General features: G+C 55.0%; 18 protein-coding genes. 11 read left to right on the top strand and 7 right to left on the bottom strand.

Going from position 1 to position 19,355, the window contains the following annotated elements; translation table 11 throughout:
• Nucleotides 1-11: 11 nt before the first annotated feature.
• The 5 genes from PSR63_RS11310 to PSR63_RS11290 all read left to right on the top strand — a co-directional run bounded on the left by PSR63_RS11310 (nt 12) and on the right by PSR63_RS11290 (nt 5,074).
• Nucleotides 12-1,223: a molybdopterin molybdotransferase MoeA gene (locus tag PSR63_RS11310; RefSeq protein ID WP_274333352.1), complete on the top strand. Its 1,212-nt coding sequence runs from the start codon at nt 12-14 to the stop codon at nt 1,221-1,223.
• 120 nt (nt 1,224-1,343) lie between these two features.
• Nucleotides 1,344-1,787: an ester cyclase gene (locus PSR63_RS11305; RefSeq protein WP_274333351.1), complete on the top strand. Its 444-nt coding sequence runs from the start codon at nt 1,344-1,346 to the stop codon at nt 1,785-1,787.
• A gap of 81 nt (nt 1,788-1,868) precedes the next feature.
• Nucleotides 1,869-3,647 (top strand): apolipoprotein N-acyltransferase, encoded by a 1,779-nt coding sequence (gene lnt, locus PSR63_RS11300; protein WP_274333350.1) that lies wholly within the window; start codon nt 1,869-1,871, stop codon nt 3,645-3,647.
• Nucleotides 3,648-4,095: 448 nt separating this feature from the next.
• Nucleotides 4,096-4,941: a hypothetical protein gene (locus PSR63_RS11295; RefSeq protein ID WP_274333349.1), complete on the top strand. Its 846-nt coding sequence runs from the start codon at nt 4,096-4,098 to the stop codon at nt 4,939-4,941.
• Nucleotides 4,919-5,074 carry a hypothetical protein gene (locus tag PSR63_RS11290; RefSeq protein WP_274333348.1) on the top strand — a complete coding sequence of 52 codons (156 nt, stop codon included), beginning with the start codon at nt 4,919-4,921 and terminating at the stop codon, nt 5,072-5,074. The genes PSR63_RS11295 and PSR63_RS11290 overlap by 23 nt, the downstream gene beginning before the upstream one ends.
• A 136-nt stretch (nt 5,075-5,210) precedes the next feature.
• On the opposite strand, the gene PSR63_RS11285 is transcribed toward PSR63_RS11290, so the two are convergent.
• The 3 genes from PSR63_RS11285 to PSR63_RS11275 form a co-directional block, all read right to left on the bottom strand.
• The gene (locus tag PSR63_RS11285) at nt 5,211-5,633 is read right to left on the bottom strand and encodes a hypothetical protein (RefSeq protein WP_274333347.1); all 423 of its coding nucleotides are present in this window, start codon (nt 5,631-5,633) and stop codon (nt 5,211-5,213) included.
• A gap of 73 nt (nt 5,634-5,706) precedes the next feature.
• Entirely contained in the window at nt 5,707-6,366 is a 660-nt protein-coding gene (locus tag PSR63_RS11280; RefSeq protein ID WP_274333346.1) for a response regulator transcription factor, read from the bottom strand.
• A gap of 779 nt (nt 6,367-7,145) precedes the next feature.
• The gene (locus PSR63_RS11275; RefSeq protein WP_274333345.1) at nt 7,146-8,744 is read right to left on the bottom strand and encodes a hypothetical protein; all 1,599 of its coding nucleotides are present in this window, start codon (nt 8,742-8,744) and stop codon (nt 7,146-7,148) included.
• Nucleotides 8,745-9,870: 1,126 nt separating this feature from the next.
• Between PSR63_RS11275 and PSR63_RS11270 the strand changes: the two genes are divergently transcribed.
• From PSR63_RS11270 to PSR63_RS11260, 3 genes are all read left to right on the top strand, one after another.
• Nucleotides 9,871-10,350: a hypothetical protein gene (locus PSR63_RS11270; RefSeq protein WP_274333343.1), complete on the top strand. Its 480-nt coding sequence runs from the start codon at nt 9,871-9,873 to the stop codon at nt 10,348-10,350.
• 200 nt (nt 10,351-10,550) lie between these two features.
• Entirely contained in the window at nt 10,551-11,381 is an 831-nt protein-coding gene (locus PSR63_RS11265) for a 3-keto-disaccharide hydrolase (protein ID WP_274333341.1), read from the top strand.
• A 22-nt stretch (nt 11,382-11,403) separates the two neighbouring features.
• A complete protein-coding gene (locus tag PSR63_RS11260; RefSeq protein WP_274333339.1) occupies nt 11,404-12,309 on the top strand; it encodes a diacylglycerol/lipid kinase family protein in 906 nt (301 codons plus the stop codon).
• Nucleotides 12,310-12,375: 66 nt separating this feature from the next.
• On the opposite strand, the gene PSR63_RS11255 is transcribed toward PSR63_RS11260, so the two are convergent.
• Entirely contained in the window at nt 12,376-13,110 is a 735-nt protein-coding gene (locus PSR63_RS11255; RefSeq protein ID WP_274333338.1) for a prolyl oligopeptidase family serine peptidase, read from the bottom strand.
• 144 nt (nt 13,111-13,254) lie between these two features.
• On the opposite strand from PSR63_RS11255, the gene PSR63_RS11250 reads away from it, so the two are divergent.
• From PSR63_RS11250 to PSR63_RS11240, 3 genes are all read left to right on the top strand, one after another.
• Nucleotides 13,255-13,986, top strand: a complete 732-nt coding sequence (locus PSR63_RS11250) for a hypothetical protein (protein ID WP_274333336.1) — start codon at nt 13,255-13,257, stop codon at nt 13,984-13,986.
• Nucleotides 13,987-13,992: 6 nt separating this feature from the next.
• Entirely contained in the window at nt 13,993-15,216 is a 1,224-nt protein-coding gene (locus PSR63_RS11245) for a hypothetical protein (RefSeq protein WP_274333334.1), read from the top strand.
• A gap of 72 nt (nt 15,217-15,288) precedes the next feature.
• Nucleotides 15,289-16,422: a hypothetical protein gene (locus PSR63_RS11240; RefSeq protein WP_274333333.1), complete on the top strand. Its 1,134-nt coding sequence runs from the start codon at nt 15,289-15,291 to the stop codon at nt 16,420-16,422.
• Between the two features lie 66 nt (nt 16,423-16,488).
• On the opposite strand, the gene PSR63_RS11235 is transcribed toward PSR63_RS11240, so the two are convergent.
• The 3 genes from PSR63_RS11235 to PSR63_RS11225 form a co-directional block, all read right to left on the bottom strand.
• Complete coding sequence (locus PSR63_RS11235; protein WP_274333331.1) at nt 16,489-16,827, bottom strand: RNA recognition motif domain-containing protein; 339 nt, start codon at nt 16,825-16,827, stop codon at nt 16,489-16,491.
• A 429-nt stretch (nt 16,828-17,256) separates the two neighbouring features.
• Complete coding sequence (locus PSR63_RS11230) at nt 17,257-18,297, bottom strand: ABC transporter permease (protein WP_274333329.1); 1,041 nt, start codon at nt 18,295-18,297, stop codon at nt 17,257-17,259.
• 2 nt (nt 18,298-18,299) lie between these two features.
• Nucleotides 18,300-19,247, bottom strand: coding sequence for an ABC transporter ATP-binding protein (locus PSR63_RS11225; protein WP_274333327.1), 948 nt, complete (start codon nt 19,245-19,247; stop codon nt 18,300-18,302).
• Nucleotides 19,248-19,355 lie beyond the last annotated feature (108 nt).

The following is a 19,355-nucleotide window of genomic DNA, read 5'->3' as shown; positions in this document are numbered from 1 at the left end:
GGAGTTCACCCATGTTATCGATCACAGAGGCACTCGAAGAAGTTTCTCGCCACGCGTTTCGTCTACCCACGCTAGAGTGCCCTGCGATTGAAGCCATGGGAATGGCTCTCGCGGAAGACGTGATCAGTCCCGTCGAGTCTCCTGCATTCGACAAAGCCATGATGGATGGCTTCGCTTTGATTGCCGCCGATACCAATAGCGGCAACGTCAATCTCGAAATCGTGGAAGAGATCACAGCCGGTAACACGGCCAGTGAGGCCATCGAAGAAGGACAGGCGGCGCGCATCATGACTGGGGCTCCGCTGCCGCCAGGTGCCGATTCGGTCATCATGGTCGAAGACACGCAGATCGACTCCGAAAATGTCGATCGCGTACAGATCCTTCAGCCCGTCAAACAAGGCAGTCATGTCCTGAAACAGGGTGATCTGCTCGCCAAGGGACAGGTCGTCATTCCTACCGGCACGATCATTCGTCCGGTCGAGGTTGGTATCCTGGCCGACCTCGCCGCAGGCAAGGCGCTCGTCCATCGCCGTCCCACGGTCGCGATCATCTGTACCGGAGATGAGCTTGTCGGTCCCGGCGTGGAGCCCGGCCCCGGCCAAATCCGCAATACCAATGGCCCGATGCTCGAAGCCATGGCGATCGAAGCGGGTGCCACGGTTAAGCAGTTGGGCATTGTTCGCGATAATCGGGACGAACTGGCCCAGGCGATCAAGGAAGGGCTACAGGCCGATATCTTGCTGATCTCCGGCGGAATGTCAGTCGGCGTGAAGGACTTGGGTCCTGCGCTTTTGGCACAGCAGGGAGTCGAGAAGATTTTCCATAAGGTGAAGCTCAAGCCAGGGAAGCCACTCTGGTTCGGCAAGCAAGCAGACACGGATATCCCAACCCTCGTGTTCGGTCTTCCTGGTAATCCAGCCAGCAGCCTGGTTTGTTTCCACGTCTTTGTTCGCCGGGCGTTGAATGAACTGATGGGGCGAAGCCAGATTTCTCCGTTTGTTTCCGGTTTCCTGCTGACGCGTGACTTCGTGAATCCGGGCAATCGGCCCGTCTTCTTCCCCGCGTATGCCAGTCGCAAAGATGGTGGTGGTGCGACGATTGTTCCACTCAACTGGAAAGGCTCGGCAGATATCGCCACGCTATCCCAGGCCAACGCACTTGCCTGCTTCGAGGCAAACAGCCAGTACGAAGCTGGGCAATTCGTGTCCGCCGTAATGACGTAACCCCTACCGATAGGCCATTGGTCGATAGCCGTGTGTGGGTTACACTTCCTCGTGATGGGCAGAGTACAAAAACCGTGGGTACTCAGCAATCGACGGGGCATTCTGAGGCTGGGACAGCACGTGAGCCAATTGACGAAACTGGCCAAGGATTGGTTTGAGCTGGTATGGAATCAGCGTAACGACGACGCCATCTTCGAGTTATCCGCCAAGAACGCAGTCGGATATGCCGAGTCGGATATCCGCTATTTCAGCATGGAGGCGTTCAAGGAGTTTCGTGATAACGTCCTGGCCGCCATGCCTGATCTTCGGATGGATGTCGAGGCCGTCATCGAACAGCCTCCAAACGTCGTCGTCCGCTGGTTTCTGACCGGAACCCACACCGGAGATGGTTTCGGTTTCACGCCGACGCGGTCGCGTGTTGCCGTGCGGGGCATGACCTGGCTGAAAGCTGACGACGACAATAAGTTTGTCGAAGGATGGGACTGCTGGAATCAGGCTCGCATGCTGCAGATCTTCGTCGGTGCCGCGCAAGGAAGTCCTGCCCCGGAAGAAGACCAGGCGTAGCCTGTAAGTCGATCTAGGACCTATGTACGAAACCGCTTAGATTAGAGGCTCCCTATCGCCCGGTTTCCTGCGAGTATCCTAGTGCACGCTTCCGCATCTTCACCCACGACTTCCACCAGTGACACAAACGCGGCGCCTTCGATCAGCTGGCGTGCGACCCTGGCACTGGCCATCGGCAGTAGCTTGCTGCTCGCAGCCGCGTTTCCCCCGTTGAATTTGTTTCCGCTGGGCTGGATTGCTCCGATCGGTTGGTTGCTGCTGATCCGCGTGCCGGTGCTGCCTAAACGAGCTTACTGGATCGTTTACCTATCGGGGCTCTTGTTCTGGCTGACGGTGCTTTATGGCGTGGGGCACGCCCACTGGGCTACCCGTCTATTTGGCTGGCCGCTGCTGTGCGGCTACCTGGCCTGCTACATCCCGCTGTTTGTCGCCATCAGTCGCTTGATCGTGCATCGCACCCATGTGCCCCTGGCGCTTGTGGCTCCGATCGTTTGGACAGCCCTGGAATACTTTCGGGCCTACTTTGTTACCGGCTTCTCGCTGGCCATGCTCGGGCACACCCAGGTCGATCTCCTACCGATGGTTCAGATTGCGGAGATGGTGGGCGCTTACGGCGTTGGCTTTGTGATGATGCTTGTGGCTGCACTACTTGCTACCGCAATTACTATGAAAGCAGCTCCGTCTGAGATCTCGCGTGATCTACAAGTCCTTCGCCGTATCAGTCCTATTATCGGCGCGTTGATGATTGTCGTCGGCTACTTTTGCTTCGGCTTCTATGCCTTTGAGATGAATAGAATGCTCGAGTGGGGATATCGAGCGGACCATCTCGACGATAACGCCAAGAGCGTCCGCATTGGTCTGGTCCAGGGTTCGATCGACACCGTCTTCGGCGACCCGACGCAGTCATCGCGCACCTTCGAGCAATACACGGCACTCACCGATCACCTGGTGAAGAAGCACCCCGATCTCGATTTGATCGTCTGGCCGGAAACGACGATGGGAGATCACATGGTGTTCGAGCTGGGCCCAAACTATGCCCCGCCTGCCAATCTGCCCTTTGATGCCGCAGAACATAAGAAGCGGATCCTTAACCGCGCTAGCGGTTTCAACGGCTTCTTAAAGGACCTGGCCGTGAACCGCTGGAAGGCTCCACTCCTGCTGGGGACATCCGTGCTGCGTTACGGCGATCAGCGCCTGGACCATTTCAACACGGCCATCCACGTGGGGCACGACGGCACGATCATCAATCGGTACGACAAAGTCCACCCGGTGATGTTTGGCGAATACGTTCCTTTCGGCGAGTACGTTCCCTTCGTTTACGATTGGCTGCCCATTGGTGGAGGGCTCACACCAGGAAAGGGGCCGGTATCGGTCGATGTCGAAGGCGTTTCGCTCGTTCCCTGCATCTGCTTCGAAAATACGGTTCCCCAACTTGTGGCCGGACAGGTTCGCGAGCTTCACGAGCAAGGACACGACGTCGATGCTTTGATCACGCTGACCAACGACGGTTGGTTCTGGGGATCGAGCATTTTGGACCTCCATCTGACGTGCGCTCGATTTCGGGCCATTGAGAACCGCAGGCCCATGCTGGTCGCCGCTAACACCGGCATCTCCGCTGTGATTGATCCTTCCGGTCGTTTAAGCCAGTACTCACCGGTCAGGAAGACAACTTACCTGGTCGCGGAGATCCATCCGACTAATCGTCCTCTAACCGACTACACGCGCTACGGGGATTGGTTTGCGGGCAGCTGCCTGATTCTGACGATTGTAGGGGCCATTGTTGGATGGCTTGTGAGAGCTAAGAGCGGCTCACCCCCTCTGCAAGACACCATCGACAGCACTACAGAGGGGCACGCATAAACGGTCTGGGTGATCGGTTATCCGCAGAAACGGAATCATGCTCCCCCATTGGACGTACGGCTTGCAGAAGACGGGCAAAATTCTCCGCCTGAGTCCGTCGTAAAGCATTATTGTCGTTTATATTAGATCAGGGACTGGGCGTGCTGCGAAACGAGTTCCGGTTATGCAGCCACATTTCCCAGAACCCCCAAACTAATTTGTCCGTTTTGTTGACACTGCTCAAACCCCAGAATTATACTGGCCGTAAATACTCACACATCTTGTCCCTAACTAAACACCCGGTACTCTTCGAGCGCGGTCTTGAAGAGGCTGCTTTTCGGTTGTTGGATCCGTCAATCTGCATGGACGCGGCTTGCCAAACTCGCGTGATGATCTTTCACGCGGCCGCGAGCGACGAGAAACCGACCCAGGCAAGGCCTTGGCGAAAGCCATTGAAGGAGTCACATCCATGACATTGATCGGAAAGATCTTTACCGTCCTGATTCTCATCATGAGCTTGGTCTTCATGACCGTGGCCATGATGGTGTACGCCACGCACAAAAACTGGCGCGACGTAGTTAAAGGGGACGGCGCTGGCAGCCAAGGTATGGAAGCCACCATTACCGAGCAGAAAGCAGCCGCCGCGGCTCTGCAGGACGAGATTGAAAAGCTGAAGACGAAGCTCGAGCAGGAACGTGCCGCTCGCGTTTACGCTTTGGCTGCTCTGCAAGCTCGTACCAAGCTGCAAGATGCCGAACTACAACGTCTGGATCAAGAAAACGAACGTTTGGTCAAGTCGGAAGCCGACATGAAGATCCTCCTGGAATTGGCCGAAACCAACTCCAAGAATCTCAAGCAGGAAGTCGCTCAATTGCGTGGCGACATCAAGACGGCCCAGTCCGATCGCGACACTAACTTCCAGGAAGTTGTTCTGCTGACCGACAAGCTGCAACAGTACAAAGTCGAACAAGATCGCCTGAAGGAACGGGAACAGCAATTGGTTAGCACGATCGCTCGCATGCAGCGTGTTCTGACCGCCCACGGCATGGACCAATACACGCCGGTTGATGGTATTCCACCTCAGCTGGAAGCAGTCGTCACTGCCGTCAACGACAACAACATGGTCGAGATCTCGGTCGGTGCTGATGATGGCATCCGTCGAGGCAACACGCTGGACGTGTTCCGCGGCGACACCTACCTCGGCCGTATCATCATCAAAGAAACCGCTCCGGATCGTGCGGTTGGTGAAATCGTTCGGGAATACCGCCGCGGCCTGATTAAGAAGGGTGACTATGTCTCCACAAAGCTCGGATAAGTCGGGACGCAAGTCCAACCTCAACGTCTACACCATGATGCTGATCCTGTCGTTTGTCGCACTCACGACCGGAGCCATCCTGCTGTTCATGGAACTCCAGCGCTACGGCACTTGGCCTCAGTGGAACACCTAGTCCACCAGAGCAAATAGCACTGAGAACACCAAAGCGAAGCCATTTGGCTTCGCTTTTTTTATTGTCATGGGTGCACGCGAGAGTCCACGACGAGGGAAGACGAACGCGGCTTATTTGTAATCTGCGGCCGGACCTTCTATCCCCGCAGCGCGTCTGGATGGACGGCTCCCAGATCGGTGGCCAGCCGCATCGCTTCTCGGTGGCTGTTGTAATAGATTCGCGTCGGAAGAATCATATTGATCTGATACTCGAGGCTGACTCGTCGTTCGCTCTTGGTCGTGCGCAGAACGATCCGCTGTCGCGCACGGTGTTCAGGCCCCATCAGCGTCGACCACCAATTGCCACGCCAGAACGTCAGAGGCTCTCGGCTAACGAGCTGAGCACCGAGGACCTCGTAGAATGCAATCGCCTGGGGAGCTACATCTTCAATCTCAGGCACGTAAAACTCATACCGATCCACAAACCAAGCGAGCGTCGTTCCACGAAAGATCTCACTCTGCAGAAACACCTCGCCCGGGCTTTCGGTTTGAGGTGAGCGGTAAGGGTTTTGCGTATCCACGACAGCTTCCCGGCAAGGTAACTTAGCCCTCTGACATTATAGAAAGAAGGCAAGTTTTCTGCCTGGATTGCGTCTATCCGTCGTGACGACCGACTTCCTGAACCTGAGGCATCTGCGAAGTCGGACTCCAGCCGGCATCAAACAGCATGTCGAATAACCGCGCCTTGGAATTGACGTTCGTCTTGCGAAAGATGCTCGATCGGCGGAACTGTACCGTTCGCAAACTTAGCTGCAAACGATCGGCGATTTCCTGGTTGGTTCGCCCCAGGAACATCAGTTCGAGGACTTTGGTTTCCTCGGCCGAGAGCTCCTGTAGCAGCTGATCTGCTTCTTTGCGTTTGATGTGCTTTTCGAAGGTTCGCTGATTCTTATCCGATGCCTGACGAATGGCTTCGATCAACCGCGTCGTATTGCACGGCTTCTGAAACAACTCGAACGCCCCAAGCTTCATGGCCTGAACGGTTGTTGGCACATCGGCGTGGGCGGACAAATAGATCACAATCAGCGGCAAATTCGCCTGATTGACTCGACGATGTACTTCCAATCCCGAGATACCCGGCAAACGGATATCGAGCACTACACAGCCAGGCTGTGCCGTTGGAGCTTGATCGAGAAACTCTTCGCCAGAGCTATAGGTATAGGCCGTCAGCCCTACCGATCTTGCAAGCTGCAGAAGGGATTCGCGCGCGGCGGGATCATCGTCGACAAAATAAACAATCGATTCTGAAGTCATGGGATGCAAACTGTGTACCCAGGAAAACGGTCATGCCTGTTTTACCCCTAGTCGTTTTGCTGCCCTTGATTCCGTTCGCGGCCAAGATTTGTACTCTCGCTGCCCCGTGAAATGTCGCACGCTGCGAGCGCGACAAATTCCAGCGAGAATCTTGGTAGGAACTTCTATGGAACGTTAATAGCAGTGAACTGGAAAAGTCGAAACGGCGATTTTAGAATCGCGGCAGCTCCTCGCCAGTGTCACAAAAACCTTAACGAATGTTGAATCAGTTTCTACTTCCAGTTCCTTCATCGGAATCCAATCGAAGCACCTCAAATAAAAGCCAGTGTATTCATGTTTTGTCTGGCAAGACTACACAAAACAGGCAATTTCTGATCTAGGCTGCGCTTCGACCGCAAAATCCAAAGGTCTTCCCACTGGAGTTTTCTGACCCATCGTAAATATAGGTTGTGAATCTACTTCGTACGGAAGCTTATCCTTTCTGGCCCGATTTTTTTCGTGAAAGGCTTGTCATATTGCATTAATGCGCATAACGGCGTCACTAATCCAACGGGAAAGATGGGTTACGGAACGGCGGGACGAAGCGCGTCTTATTTGCGCTAATTCTCGCAGAAACTTTCTGGCGCTTCTAAGAAAAAAATGCGGAAGTCCGTCCTTTTTCCAAACTTTCCCCCCGATAGACCACCGTTCTGGGTACCCGCAACTAGACAAGTGGCATGAAAAAAAGCTCCCAAGACCTGAGGTCTTCGGAGCTTTCGGTGGATAATCACAGCGGGCAACTAGCTGCTAGGGTTCGTTACCTCGTCCTCTGGCAAGCGAACCAACATCCAAGTTTCGTCGCGCTGCGTACCGTAGTGTACCAGGACCGATGCGGCTTCCTGGGACAGGTTATAGATACCTGTTTCCATGACCGTCCCGGAGCTCTCGCCGATCAGCCAAGCCGCTCGCTGCGACTGCGGATCGACTTTACCCCACACCGGAAGCGAATTCCCGGTCGAAGCGTTGTAGTAGGTACCTGCCAAGAGCCCTTCCCGATCGACAGCTAACTGAAGATAGATGTCTCCCTGGCCCGATTGGGTATCGGTCAGCACGAAGACGCCCAGCGGCAGCCAATCGTCTGGATTACCATTTCCTTGAATCGGCGGTCGACTTTGCAGGATCTTGCGTCCTTCATTCGCCAGGGCAATTGCCTCTAAAGCGTATTGCTCTCGCGTCGCGATCGGCTCTTCCTCGACGTAGATGTACTGCGAGTCGTAGACGATCGTCGAACCATAGTCGTAATAGACTGGGTACGAAGGGTAGCTGCCCCAGAAATACCAGTTACTCAGTCGATACGGTGAACACCACGTCCACCAGTAGCCTGGTCGCGGACGATAGGTGTGGAAGTACCAGCTGCTGAGATACCGGTTGTTGGCGTACCAGCGGCTGTTCCATCCGTACGCGAATCGGTCGTGGTAGTGATGGCGTACATTGTGAGCGTGACGATACCAATTGTCAGGCACATGGCGTCGGTGCTTATCGTCCCAACGGCCATCCCAATCACGGTCTCTGTCCCAGTCACCGCGGCGACCGTCTCGATTCCGATCAAAATCACCTCGGTTACCGTCACGATTTCGGTTGCCATCGTTGAAGCGATCTTCGACGTTCGCTAGGCGATCACGAATCGCGCCGTCATCGAGCGATCCTCGACGGCGAACGTCTTCCAATCGTTCGCGGAACTGTGGATCACGGTTTGATCGATCTTTCCAATCGAACTTGGGTCGAACTTCAGGACCATTGGCGACTCGGTCCGATGGACCTCGGTCGGGGCGATTTGGTCCTTGAACGTTGCCTGAATCGGGACCACGTCCAGGACGACTTCGGTCGGCCTGATCACGATCACCCGGCCCTGGTCCAGGCCGGTCCGCATCGGGACGATTCGAGCCAGATCGATTCCAAGGCAGCGAATCGCGGTCGATGCTGGGGCGTCCATCACGATCCGCCGAATTGGATCGGTTTTGATTACCACGATCGGGCAACGATGGTCGCGTGTTGGCGTCACCACGATTTAGTGCTTCCAATCGACTACGAATGTCGCTGGCGTCGCCAGGTCGAAATCGACTGCGAATGTCCGAGTTCGGCGTACGATCAGGACTCGTGCTCGGGCCACGATTCGTCGACGGTTGTCCCGAATCACGATCTCGGTCGAGATTCGGCCGGTTGGTACGGTTGAACATATCTCGGATATCACGACTTGGTTGGACCGTACTTGATCCTGGACGAGACGTGTTGGGTGTTGCCGATGAACCGCGATCCTGATTTGAATCGGGACGATTCGTTCGATTGAACATGTCACGCAGATCACGCGTCGGCTGCGACGTGTTTGGTCGCGGACTCACGTTCTGATTCCGATTAATGCTGGGCTGGTTGGACGGCTGATTTCCACTACCGAACTCGCGAAAGAAACTCGATCGATCTCGACTCGAACTATTCGATGGACTTCGCGATGGAGTTGTCGGAGAAGTCGAGCGCGATCGATCCGCCGTAGCGCCAGGCTTTTGGGACGATTGTAATCGGCTGCGCAAAGCGTCCAGCGACGACGACCCGCGATTGCTAATCGACGGCGAGGTATTCAAACTTCGACTCGGAGTACGACTTGGGGTCGGCTTAGGGCTCGTTCGCGTGGACCGATTCAAGATCGAAGGAGTACTCCGCGAGGAAGAAGATGGCGTGGGCGTCGATCGCGTCGGCCCTTGTATACTTCGACTGCTCGATGATGGAGTACGACTGCGGAACGAAGGCGAAGCGGACGGCGTGCGACTGCTGCGACTACGGGAGACACTTGGAGTAGAGCGCGAACTATTGCTGCGGGCACTACTACCCCGGTCGGAACCGCGCGAACTACCTTTTCCCTTGCTTTGGGCGTGTCCCAATTCGGGAAGTCCGATCAGGCAGATCAGCAAACCTGCCAGCCAGACGGAGCGCGTAAACATAATAGGACTCCTTTGGTTATGCTCGACCACAACCGGACGCAGACGAGTCGAAGCGATGTTGCTTACCTGACTCGGCATGGGGTGCGGAGTGCCATTTACGTTGTGACACTGCGTTCCGGTCGTCGGACTTAGTACGTAACTGTGCGTACAAGAACTCAGTGCAGGGGGCATGCCAATGGAAGGCAATCCGAACGGGTTCCCCCAAAGCTCAAACCAGGCGGCAAGTTATGACGATTCTTCCAGCTACGTCTAACAGCGTCAAAAGAAGATTTGCAATCATTTTGATAACAATTGTTTCAATATGAACAGAAATCGGGGAAAATCGATTGTCGGATTCGAAACCATTGAATTCCAACGATCAACCTGACGGGTATGCGACCAACCGTGTCCTACACTGGTGCAGAATCCTTCTCTATTGAGAGATTGGCACCGGGTTTGCCTTGTCTCTACCTTGAGCCAAGAAACAATGCCTAATGCGTTGTTCTTTGCCACCGAAACAAAAACAACTTATCCATACCCAAGGGGGATCGACATGTTCAAGCAATTGTTGATTGTCGGTGCCGTCGCGCTGGCACCACTGTTTGCCGTGAAAACGGCTGAAGCGCAAGTTTACACGACGGTAGCCCCGCCAACGGCAGTTGGCTACATTCCTGTCCGCCGCGGACTGTTCGGGCTTCGATCTGGGCTGCAACCCGTTGTTGTCCCAAGTGCCGCAACCACAACGGTTGTGAATCGTCCGGTTGTCACCACCAATTATGCACCGACGACCACCTATTACGCGCCGACCACCACGAGCTATTACGCTCCGACGACGTCGTATTACACGCCGAATGTCACCACGGCCTATTACGCGCCGCCGGCGACCACCACCTACTACGCACCAACGTCCCAGGTGGTTCCCGCGACAACCTATTCCGCCCCGACAACGGTGAACTATTACCCCAAGACCTACTGGTACAGCACGCCAGCTCCGGTCCCGCGGACGGTCGGAATGCCGATCATTGGCTACTAGTCCTAGTGCCAGCATAAAAAATCTAGAACTACCCATCATTTTATTGGTGGGTAGTTTTTCATTGGGAATGTCAGTGTCGACTTTAGACACGACTGACCGTGGATTAAACTGGGGGGAACTCTTTCGACGCCCCAAGTCGATCATTCACCGAAATTCACGCCGCTCGATTGCGGTCCGACTTTTTCAATGAGGTTTCCCCCATGACTATGCACCGGTCCTTGTCTCTTTCGTTGTTGATGGCTTTGACATGTGTGGTCGCGCTTCAAGCGGAAGACAAGAAAACGACTGAGCCCAAAGGGGAATGGATTCAGCTCTTCAACGGGAAAGACCTGACCGGCTGGGTTCCGAAAGTCCGGTACCACGAAGCAGGCGAAAACCCCGGCAACACGTTTCGCGTCGAAGACGGCCTGCTGACCGTTTCGTATGCCGATGGCTATGAAGACGGCTTCAACGAAACGTTCGGTCACCTGTTCTACGAAAAGCCGTTCAGCAACTATCGCCTGCGAGTGGAATACCGCTTCATCGGCGACCAATGCAAAGGTGGTCCAGGTTGGGCCTTCCGCAATAGCGGCGTGATGATTCATGGTGAATCGCCGCAGGACATGGGCAAGGATCAAAACTTCCCCGCTTCCATCGAAGTGCAACTTCTCGGTGGAAGGGAAACCGGCAGCCGCCCCACCGCCAATCTGTGCACCCCAGGCACGCACGTGGTGATGGATGGCAAGTTGTTCAAGCCCCACTGCATTAACAGCTCGTCGGAAACCTACCGTGGCGATCGCTGGGTCACTTGCGAAATCGAAGTTCACGGCAACGGAACGATCAAACACATCATGGATGGCGACGTTGTTATCGAATATGAAAAGTCGCAACTCGATCCGGGTAACGGATCCATTTCGGAACCAGATCACACGAAGATGTTGATCGAAAAGAATGGCGGCGACGTCATGCTTTCCGGGGGAACGATTTCGCTGCAATCGGAAAGCCACCCGGTTCAGTTCCGTAAAGTTGAAATCATGTTGCTGGACGAGTAATCGCCCGGAGGCAATGGACTGCATGAAAATCTGTACGCTCTTCAACGGCCGATCCGGCGGAGCCCAAGTGATCGGCCCACAGGTCAAACAGCTCGCAGAGCGTGATGGGTTTTGTTGGATCCCGATCGATCAACTCCAAGATGACGAGGAGTTGATCGACGTGCTCAAGGCGGAAAAGCCTGATCGGGTCATTCTTGTCGGCGGTGATGGTACGATTTCTCGCTCGCTAAGCACTCTCTCTTCGCCACCCGGTCTTCAGTTCGGTATCATTCCGACGGGAACTGGTAACGACCTGGCACGTTCGTTGGATATTCCACTCAGCGATGTCGAAGCCGCTTGGGATCTGGCCGTCAACGGCGAGGCCAAAGCGATGGACATTCTCGAAACGTCCATCGACGAGCCCAAGCTTCTGATGAATGCGGTCACGGCCGGTATCGGGGGTGTTGTCGCCGAAGAAATTCAAACCGAAACGAAAGAGAGATATGGAGCACTGGCCTACTGGATGTCGGCGTTCTCCGTACTTTCCGATCCGCCTGTCTTTCGCATTCGTTTGAAGCTCGATCAAGGCGAGGTGATTGAAGAAGAGGCCTACGCTTTCTGCGTGGCCAACGGTCGTTGTGCCGGCGGAGGTTTTGTCATCGCCCCGACTGCCCAACTGAACGATGGCAAGATCCATGTGACCGTCTTACCGGCGCTTTCGACGATTGAACTATTCGAGTCAGGCATCAATTTCGTGCTGACCAACGAAGACGCCGAACGAAGGATTGTTACCTACGACGCTCAAGAGGTGCAGTTCGAAGCCTCGCCTGATGTTCCTTGTAGCCTGGATGGCGAGAAGGCTACCTTCGCGTCGATGAAGTTCCGCATCGTACCAGGTGCCCGAATGGTGGTGGGCGGTCCTGGTGCCGCGTTTGGTGAGAACGCCTGACTGCGAAAGAAGAAGCGACCGAAGCGCAATTCTTACACCTCGGTCGCTCGATTGGTTTCTTAGAAACTACTCTTTTTCTGTCTGCAGCTTGTGCGACAACAGCCACTCGTACAGCTCTTCGTTGTTGTACGTTTCGGTCCAGCTATCGTGATTGGCTTCTGGATAGATCGTGAACTTGGGCTCGTTGCCCTTTTCCTTCAGCAGCTTCACCATGTCCTCGGAATGTGAGATCTTCACGACCGAATCCTTCGCGCCATGGAAAACCCAGATCGGCAGATGCGCGATCTTCTCGACCACGGCAACATCCGATGGTCCACAGATCGGAGCGATCGCCGCGACTTCGTCTGACATCGCACCAGCGACTTGCCACGTTCCACGGCCCCCCATGCTCAGACCGGTGATGTAGACACGTTCCTTGTCGACATTGTGGATCTGCATGATGTGTTTCATCAGGGCCACAACATCTTCGGTCACCCACCACGTGCCCTTGGGACATTGGGGCGATACCACGATGAAGGGAAACTCCTTCCCGTTTTCAATCAGCTTGGGTGGGCCGTGTTTCTTGACGAGCGATAAGTCGTCTCCCCGTTCGCCGGCCCCATGCAGGAACAGGACCAGGGGCCACTTCGCTTGCTGTTCATATTCCTTAGGTAGATACAGCAGGAAGTCGATTTCCTTCCCATCAGCAAGCTCATATGACTCTTCCGACTGGGTCGCCGGCTTTTCTTCGGCGGCCTGGAGGGCAACCGTCAGTGGGAACAGGAGGAGCAAAGACAGACAAAATACGCGTGACAATTTCATAAGAAAACCTCGTAAACAGAAGGGGACAGTGCCTCTATTCTAGTTCCGGATCGGTATCGATTTCTACATACGGGAGAAAGCTTTGCTCGATTGGTAGACCCTTGGTACAACGAAGTGCACTGAGTCTCTCTGTCGGGTAGGAACATGCCGGATACGTATGCTATTTTGCGCGAGGCCGATTGCCGCGTAGATCTCGATAAAGCTGCCGAGATCATGGGGCCGTACCTCGGTCTGGCCAAGGCCGAAATGGTGCAGGCCCTGCATAATTCTCCCGGGATATTAGCGAACTACGTCGACTTCGATGCTGCCCGAGAGATTGCCAAGGGACTCATCACGGCCGGGATGCCATGCCGCGTTGTACATGACGACCACTTAATCCGGGTCCCCACGATACCGCGCGTACCGATCCGCGACATGGAATTTCGGGACGAGCATCTCGTCTTTCGCTCGATCGAATGGGAAGGGCATATCCCATGGGAGCATATCCGCCTGTTGGATATCGTCCAGGAGGTGGAAGAGAAGGTCGAGATTATCTCGGTCATCGAAGGTAATCGCGAATCGCACAGCAAGAAGCCGGAGCGGAAGGCCCGCTTCGAGGTGAGTGTCTTCCTGGAAATCGTCTGCACCGATCCAGTCCTAAGGATGCGTATCGATCGCAGTCAGTTTCGCTACAAGTCGACCGGCCTAAAGATGCATACTAACCGCGAAATGAATTTCCGCGCGCTCTGCATCGCGCTGCACATGCGTAGCCCCGATGCACTGATCGGTCCTGGCTTCGCGTGGCTATCGAAGGGAAACAACACCCATCATCAAAACGGCAACACACTAAAGAAGTTCGAGAACTTCGCTTCCTGGCTTTTGACGGTCGAGGCCTGATTTGACATGCGCCGCGTGCTGACCTATCTGGCAAAGCTCAAACGATTGCACTGGGCAACCTGGGTTGCCATGTCGTTCACGCTGCTGGCCTTGCTGTTGATCGTTGTCCCAGGCGAATACCAGGCCGGGGGTTGGATCCTTCCTGTGACCGAGTGGGAGAAAGCGTGTTACCAGCTTCGGGTGGACGCTACCGCCCGGCGCCAACAGGCAGCCGAGAAGGAGTTAAAGCATCCGAGCTTCTACCTTACATTTCATGCCACTGCGTACTCCCACGGCTGGCCACGCCCGTTTATGGCCAGAGCCCTCGTTTACGACCACAAAAGAGAACAAAGTAAACCTTGGCTTGGCAAGAAGAGTTCGTTTACGTCTTGGGGTGGATCTCTCTATCACGACGTTTCGTGGAGCAACTACGACAACTGGCCTCTATCGGCCGATGGCCTTTTGCTGCGGCCCTGGTCACTGCTGCTGGATCTAATGGTCAGTCTGGTCATCGTGACCGGCGTAGGAGGGCTCGTTCAATGGCGAATCGCGTGCAACGGCGGTCTGCTGAGATTTCACCTGGCCGACATGCTGGCGATCATGACTCTCATCGGTATCGCCCTGGGAACGTACATCTATCACGATACGCTTCGCCGCCGGGAAGCATTTGATGGGAAGCCAGTCGCGGCACCGACGTTTACTTCAACTGACGGCTGGACCAGTTATGGTCAGCAGTATCAAGGACCAATCTGGCTAAGGAAACTCGTGGGGAATCAGTATTACCTGCCGGTGTTCTATCACGTCGACTCGGTCAACATTAAGATGGATGACCGTTGGCGAGAGAACTTCGCCCAACTTAAGAAGTACCCGTACCTCAAGAGTCTTTCGACACATCACGGGCTGCCGGTCGATGCCATAGAAACGCTGCAAGATTGCCAGCGGCTGGAAGAACTGACTCTCGGCATGTACGAGATCGATACGCCGCTTTTCATCTTCGGTACCAAAGACCTTGCGTTGCAACCTGAGGAGTTCTCGAAGTTGAAGGACCTGCGACTAAAGCAAGTCACTGTTAGCGGCGTAATGGTCCAAAAGCAGCACATCGCGCAGCTTGCTGCTTTTCCAACAATGCGTCACATCCAGATCCAATCAACCAGCGCCACCAAACAACAAATCGAGGAGTTGCGAGAAGAGTTCCCCCAAGTTGACTTCCACGAACTTCCGGACATTCGGATGTTTCTTTCGCCGGGATGAGTTCCACAAATGAAGTATCTTTGGCAACGACTTTCGCATCTAAAACGCCTGCACTGGGCAACTTGGTGCGCGATGATTCTGACCGCGGTACCATTGGTGTTGATCATGGTGCCGGGCGAGTTGGTTTGGAATACTGGGAGCGAAACCTCGGCTTGGCAGGATTCGCTTCAGGATCTTTGGGAAACTACATCGGATCGAGTTCCCCCTAGTCCAAACTTCTGCTTCCTCGAGGTAGACCTCTACGAGCACGGTTGGCCCTTTCCTTTCATGGCCCGCAGTGTGATTCCCGACGTGTTACAACCGCAACATAGTTTTTTTACTGATAGCTACAAAGGGATTAGCTGGATCTACTCCGAATCTTGGCCATTCTTTGCTGACGAGCGAATTTTTCGATGGTGGGCGTTGGCGGTTGATCTTGCCGTCGGCTTGCTCATCCTGGGGATCGTTGGCGGGGTGATCGAGTGGCGAATTCGCTGGGGCGCTGGCAGGTGGCGTTTTCGTATTCTCGACGGGTTCTTGATCACCGCCGTACTCGCACTCTCCCTGGCACCCTTTGCTTACCATGCGCATGTCCAGCGTTTAGAAGCAACTGTCTTTCGTCTTTCTTTGGAAGAGAACGGCGTGAAAGGGAATTCTGAGTATCAGGGTCCCGTCTGGCTGAGAAAATTGGTCGGAAACGAATTCTTCCTGCCTAGTATGTTCCATATCGACGCTGTCACGATTGACCCTAGTGACAACTGGCGAGAAGAGTTCGCTCAGCTTGAGGCGTGCCCATATCTCACCGAGATCACGATCGATCACTGGTTGCCCCTGGGTGCAATTCCCATCCTTGAACGCAGTCGAAACTTGAAGCACCTTGGGCTTCCTGATCTTCAAATTGCGGACATGTTACGCAAAGAGCAGAGCGACTCCCATGAGCCGTTCCATGCTGAGCACATCGTACGTCTAGAGACACTTAAAGTAACATCAATCTCCGTAAATGGCATCGGCTACAAGGCGAGGCACATTCGCCAGATCGCCGAACTTTCAGCCATCCGGACCATCTGGTTGTCTAATACTTTGGTATCCGGCGATGAACTCGAGTCGTTGCGCGGTGATTACTCTCACGTGAAGTTCATCGTCAATAGTAATTACAATCAAGAAGAACCGATTCTTTGGACTGACCCACGAATCGACGTGCCACTCAAGTTACCCACTGCGCCATAAAAAAAGCGGCCCGAGAGAAAGTCTCTCGGACCGCTTCATTGATTTGGTCTGATCAGCTATTAAAGCTTAGCGACCGCCACGGTATCCACCGCGATCGCCGCCGCGACCACCGCCGCCGCCACGATGACCGCCGCCACCGCCGCCGCCTGGACGACCTTCGCGTTCGCGAGCTTCGTTAACAACCAGCTTACGACCATCGCAATCGAAACCGTTCAGGGCGTCGATGGCAGCCGTAGCGTCTTGGTCGTTGTCCATTTCGACGAAACCGAAACCGCGCGAACGGCCCGTTTCACGATCGGAAATGACGCTGACGTAAGCAACAGGACCGTACTCACCGAAAAGGTTTTCCAAGTCGGTACCGGTGTAGCTGTAAGGGAGATTCCCTACGTACAATTTCTTCTTCACAGATCTAAAACCTACTAGCAAGAGAGACAGAAAATCGGAAATGACCGATTCGCTCGATCGGGCGTCGCACCCTCGCCCTTAGGCTCGGTGCGCCATTCACATCATCTATGCAGTGGCTTGTCGTCCACCGCGTCTTCTGTCGCCAAAATCGTCAACTAGTAGGTGGCTCGAGCGATGCCATCCGGCATCCGAACAAACGGACGAACTAGGGCAAGAAGGCCCTATCCGCCATTACGTCTCTCAGAAAACACATCTAACAGGTCGATCATTGCAGGCAGACTGACAGCCATGCTTAGATTCAAGTTTGAATGTATCGACCCCCGAGAAGTGGAGTCAATGGGAAAACCTACCGTTTGCCCCCGTTTGTTCGAAACAGTCAAAAATTCACTGTCGCGTAACGTTTGCTGCTGATTTGCCGGGGCAAACCGGCTAGTGCCACCGGAAGAAGCGGAGCGCGACCACGAACGAAACGACGCCCCACAGAACCAGGACGATTATTTCATGCGCTAACGAAAACAGCCCTGTTCCTTCCAGCATCACACCCCGCAAGGCGTCGTTCAAAGCGGTCAGCGGAAGAAGCCGAATCGCCGGTTGGAGGAAGTCGGGAAAGCGCTCGCGGCTAAAGAAGATGCCGGAAAGGACCCACATCGGCAGCATCACCAGGTTCATCAGTCCGGAAACCGTCTCTAACGTCTTCGCCCGACAGGCAATCAAAAGCCCCAGCCCGGCAAAGCTGACCGCGCCCAGCAGAATGAAGAAGATGACCGTTAGCGGATTGCCTGCAATCTGCACGCCAAAGACCAGCCAGGCAAAGACCAGCAGGATAAGCACTTCTGGCACCATGAAGATCAAACGGCTAATCATCAACGAGGCCAGGAAATCAGTCTTGCGCATCGGGGTGGCCAGGAACCGCTTGAGCAGTTTCCGCATGCGCATATCGACCACCACAAAGCCAACGCCAAACAGACCGCCGCCCATCAGCCCCATGCCCAAAAGCCCAGGCACCAGGAAATCAATGTACCGACCGCCAGGCATATCGAGCTTGGTCGAAGTTACCTGTGCCGCGTCGACTCGACCGGAGGCCATTTGCAGGATCAGGTCGACTTCGTTTCGCGCCAGTTGGCTTTCCGGACGCGTGGGTACAAACAAGTAGTCGAACTGCTTCGAACCGCTGGCCGTGACCACCAAATCGGTTCGCCCGGTGCGCAGCCGTTCTTTCGCAGCGACTTCGCCGCTGTCCCCTAAACGAAAACGCGAATCCTCCTTGAGCGCCGTGCGAACGACCTCCGCCTGCGGACCGATGACTTCTACGCGGAACGTCTGCTCAGGCTGTTCGCGGAAGGCGACACCCAAGGCCACCGTCATCAGAATCGGGAAACCATACACCCAGAAAATGGCTTCTGGTTCGCGGAAGAATTCTTTCGCCCGAGCAATAACCAGCTGCATAAGAGGACGGATTGACCAGGCCATGACTATTCTCCTCCGTCCCGCAAGTGACGACCGGTGAGTGTGACGAACACATCTTCCAGGCTAGCCTGCCGTGTCGTTAGTTGGGCCAGCTCGACTTGGTCGGCACGAAGCTTATCCATGACCGCAGGTAGCGCGGCGTGTATTTCTTTCACGTGCAACACGATCGTCCCGGCGTCAAAAAAGGTCGAATGCACTCCCGGCAGCGAACCAAAAGATTCCGCTGAAAGCTTGGGGCCGTCCTCCTTCACGCGGAACTCAATCACCTGGTCACCTCCCAGGCGGGTAATCAAATCTCGTGGTGAACCCAGGGCGATGACTTTCCCATGATCGACCACTGCGACGCGATCGCACAGCCGTTCGGCCTCGTCCATGTAATGCGTGGTCAACATGATCGTGCGGCCGCCATCTCGCAGATCCCGAATGACATCCCATAGCTGACGACGCGATTGGGGATCGAGGCCAGTGGTCGGTTCGTCGAGAAAGACAAGGAGCGGATCACCCACCAAAGCACACGCGACCGCCAGCCGTTGCTTCTGGCCGCCGGAAAGACTACTGATTCGGGCATTCGACTTTTCATGCAGCGAGACCAAACCCAAAGCTTCGTCTGGCGTGATGCCTTGGTTGTAGAAGCTCCGAAACAGCGCGATCGTTTCATGCACGGTCAGCTTTTCGCTCAGACGAGTCTCTTGCAGCGAAATACCGATCCGCTGACGGATCTCTTCTTCCCCGCTTCCACCCCAGCGTTTGCCCAGCACTTCGACATCACCGCTGGTTGGGGATAACAGTCCCTCAAGTATCTCGATCGTGGTTGTCTTGCCGGCCCCGTTGGGTCCCAGCAATCCAAAGCATTCGCCAGGGTGAACTTCCAAGTCGAGCCCTCGAACGGCTTCGACCGGCGGCTTGCCAGGATAAGTCTTAACGAGGTCGTGGCAGCGAATCGTGGGAGGCATCGACCGGCCTTGATGAGTTGGGAAAAGGATCCGAGAAGGTTCCGTTCTACGTGGGAACCCAAGCCAAAGGAAGATGATGGCGAAATACCCACTCGGCAGACACAACCA

Source organism: Bremerella sp. P1 (assembly GCF_028748185.1).
Classification (GTDB): Bacteria; Planctomycetota; Planctomycetia; order Pirellulales; family Pirellulaceae; genus Bremerella.
This window is presented reverse-complemented; position numbering and strand designations above follow the sequence as displayed.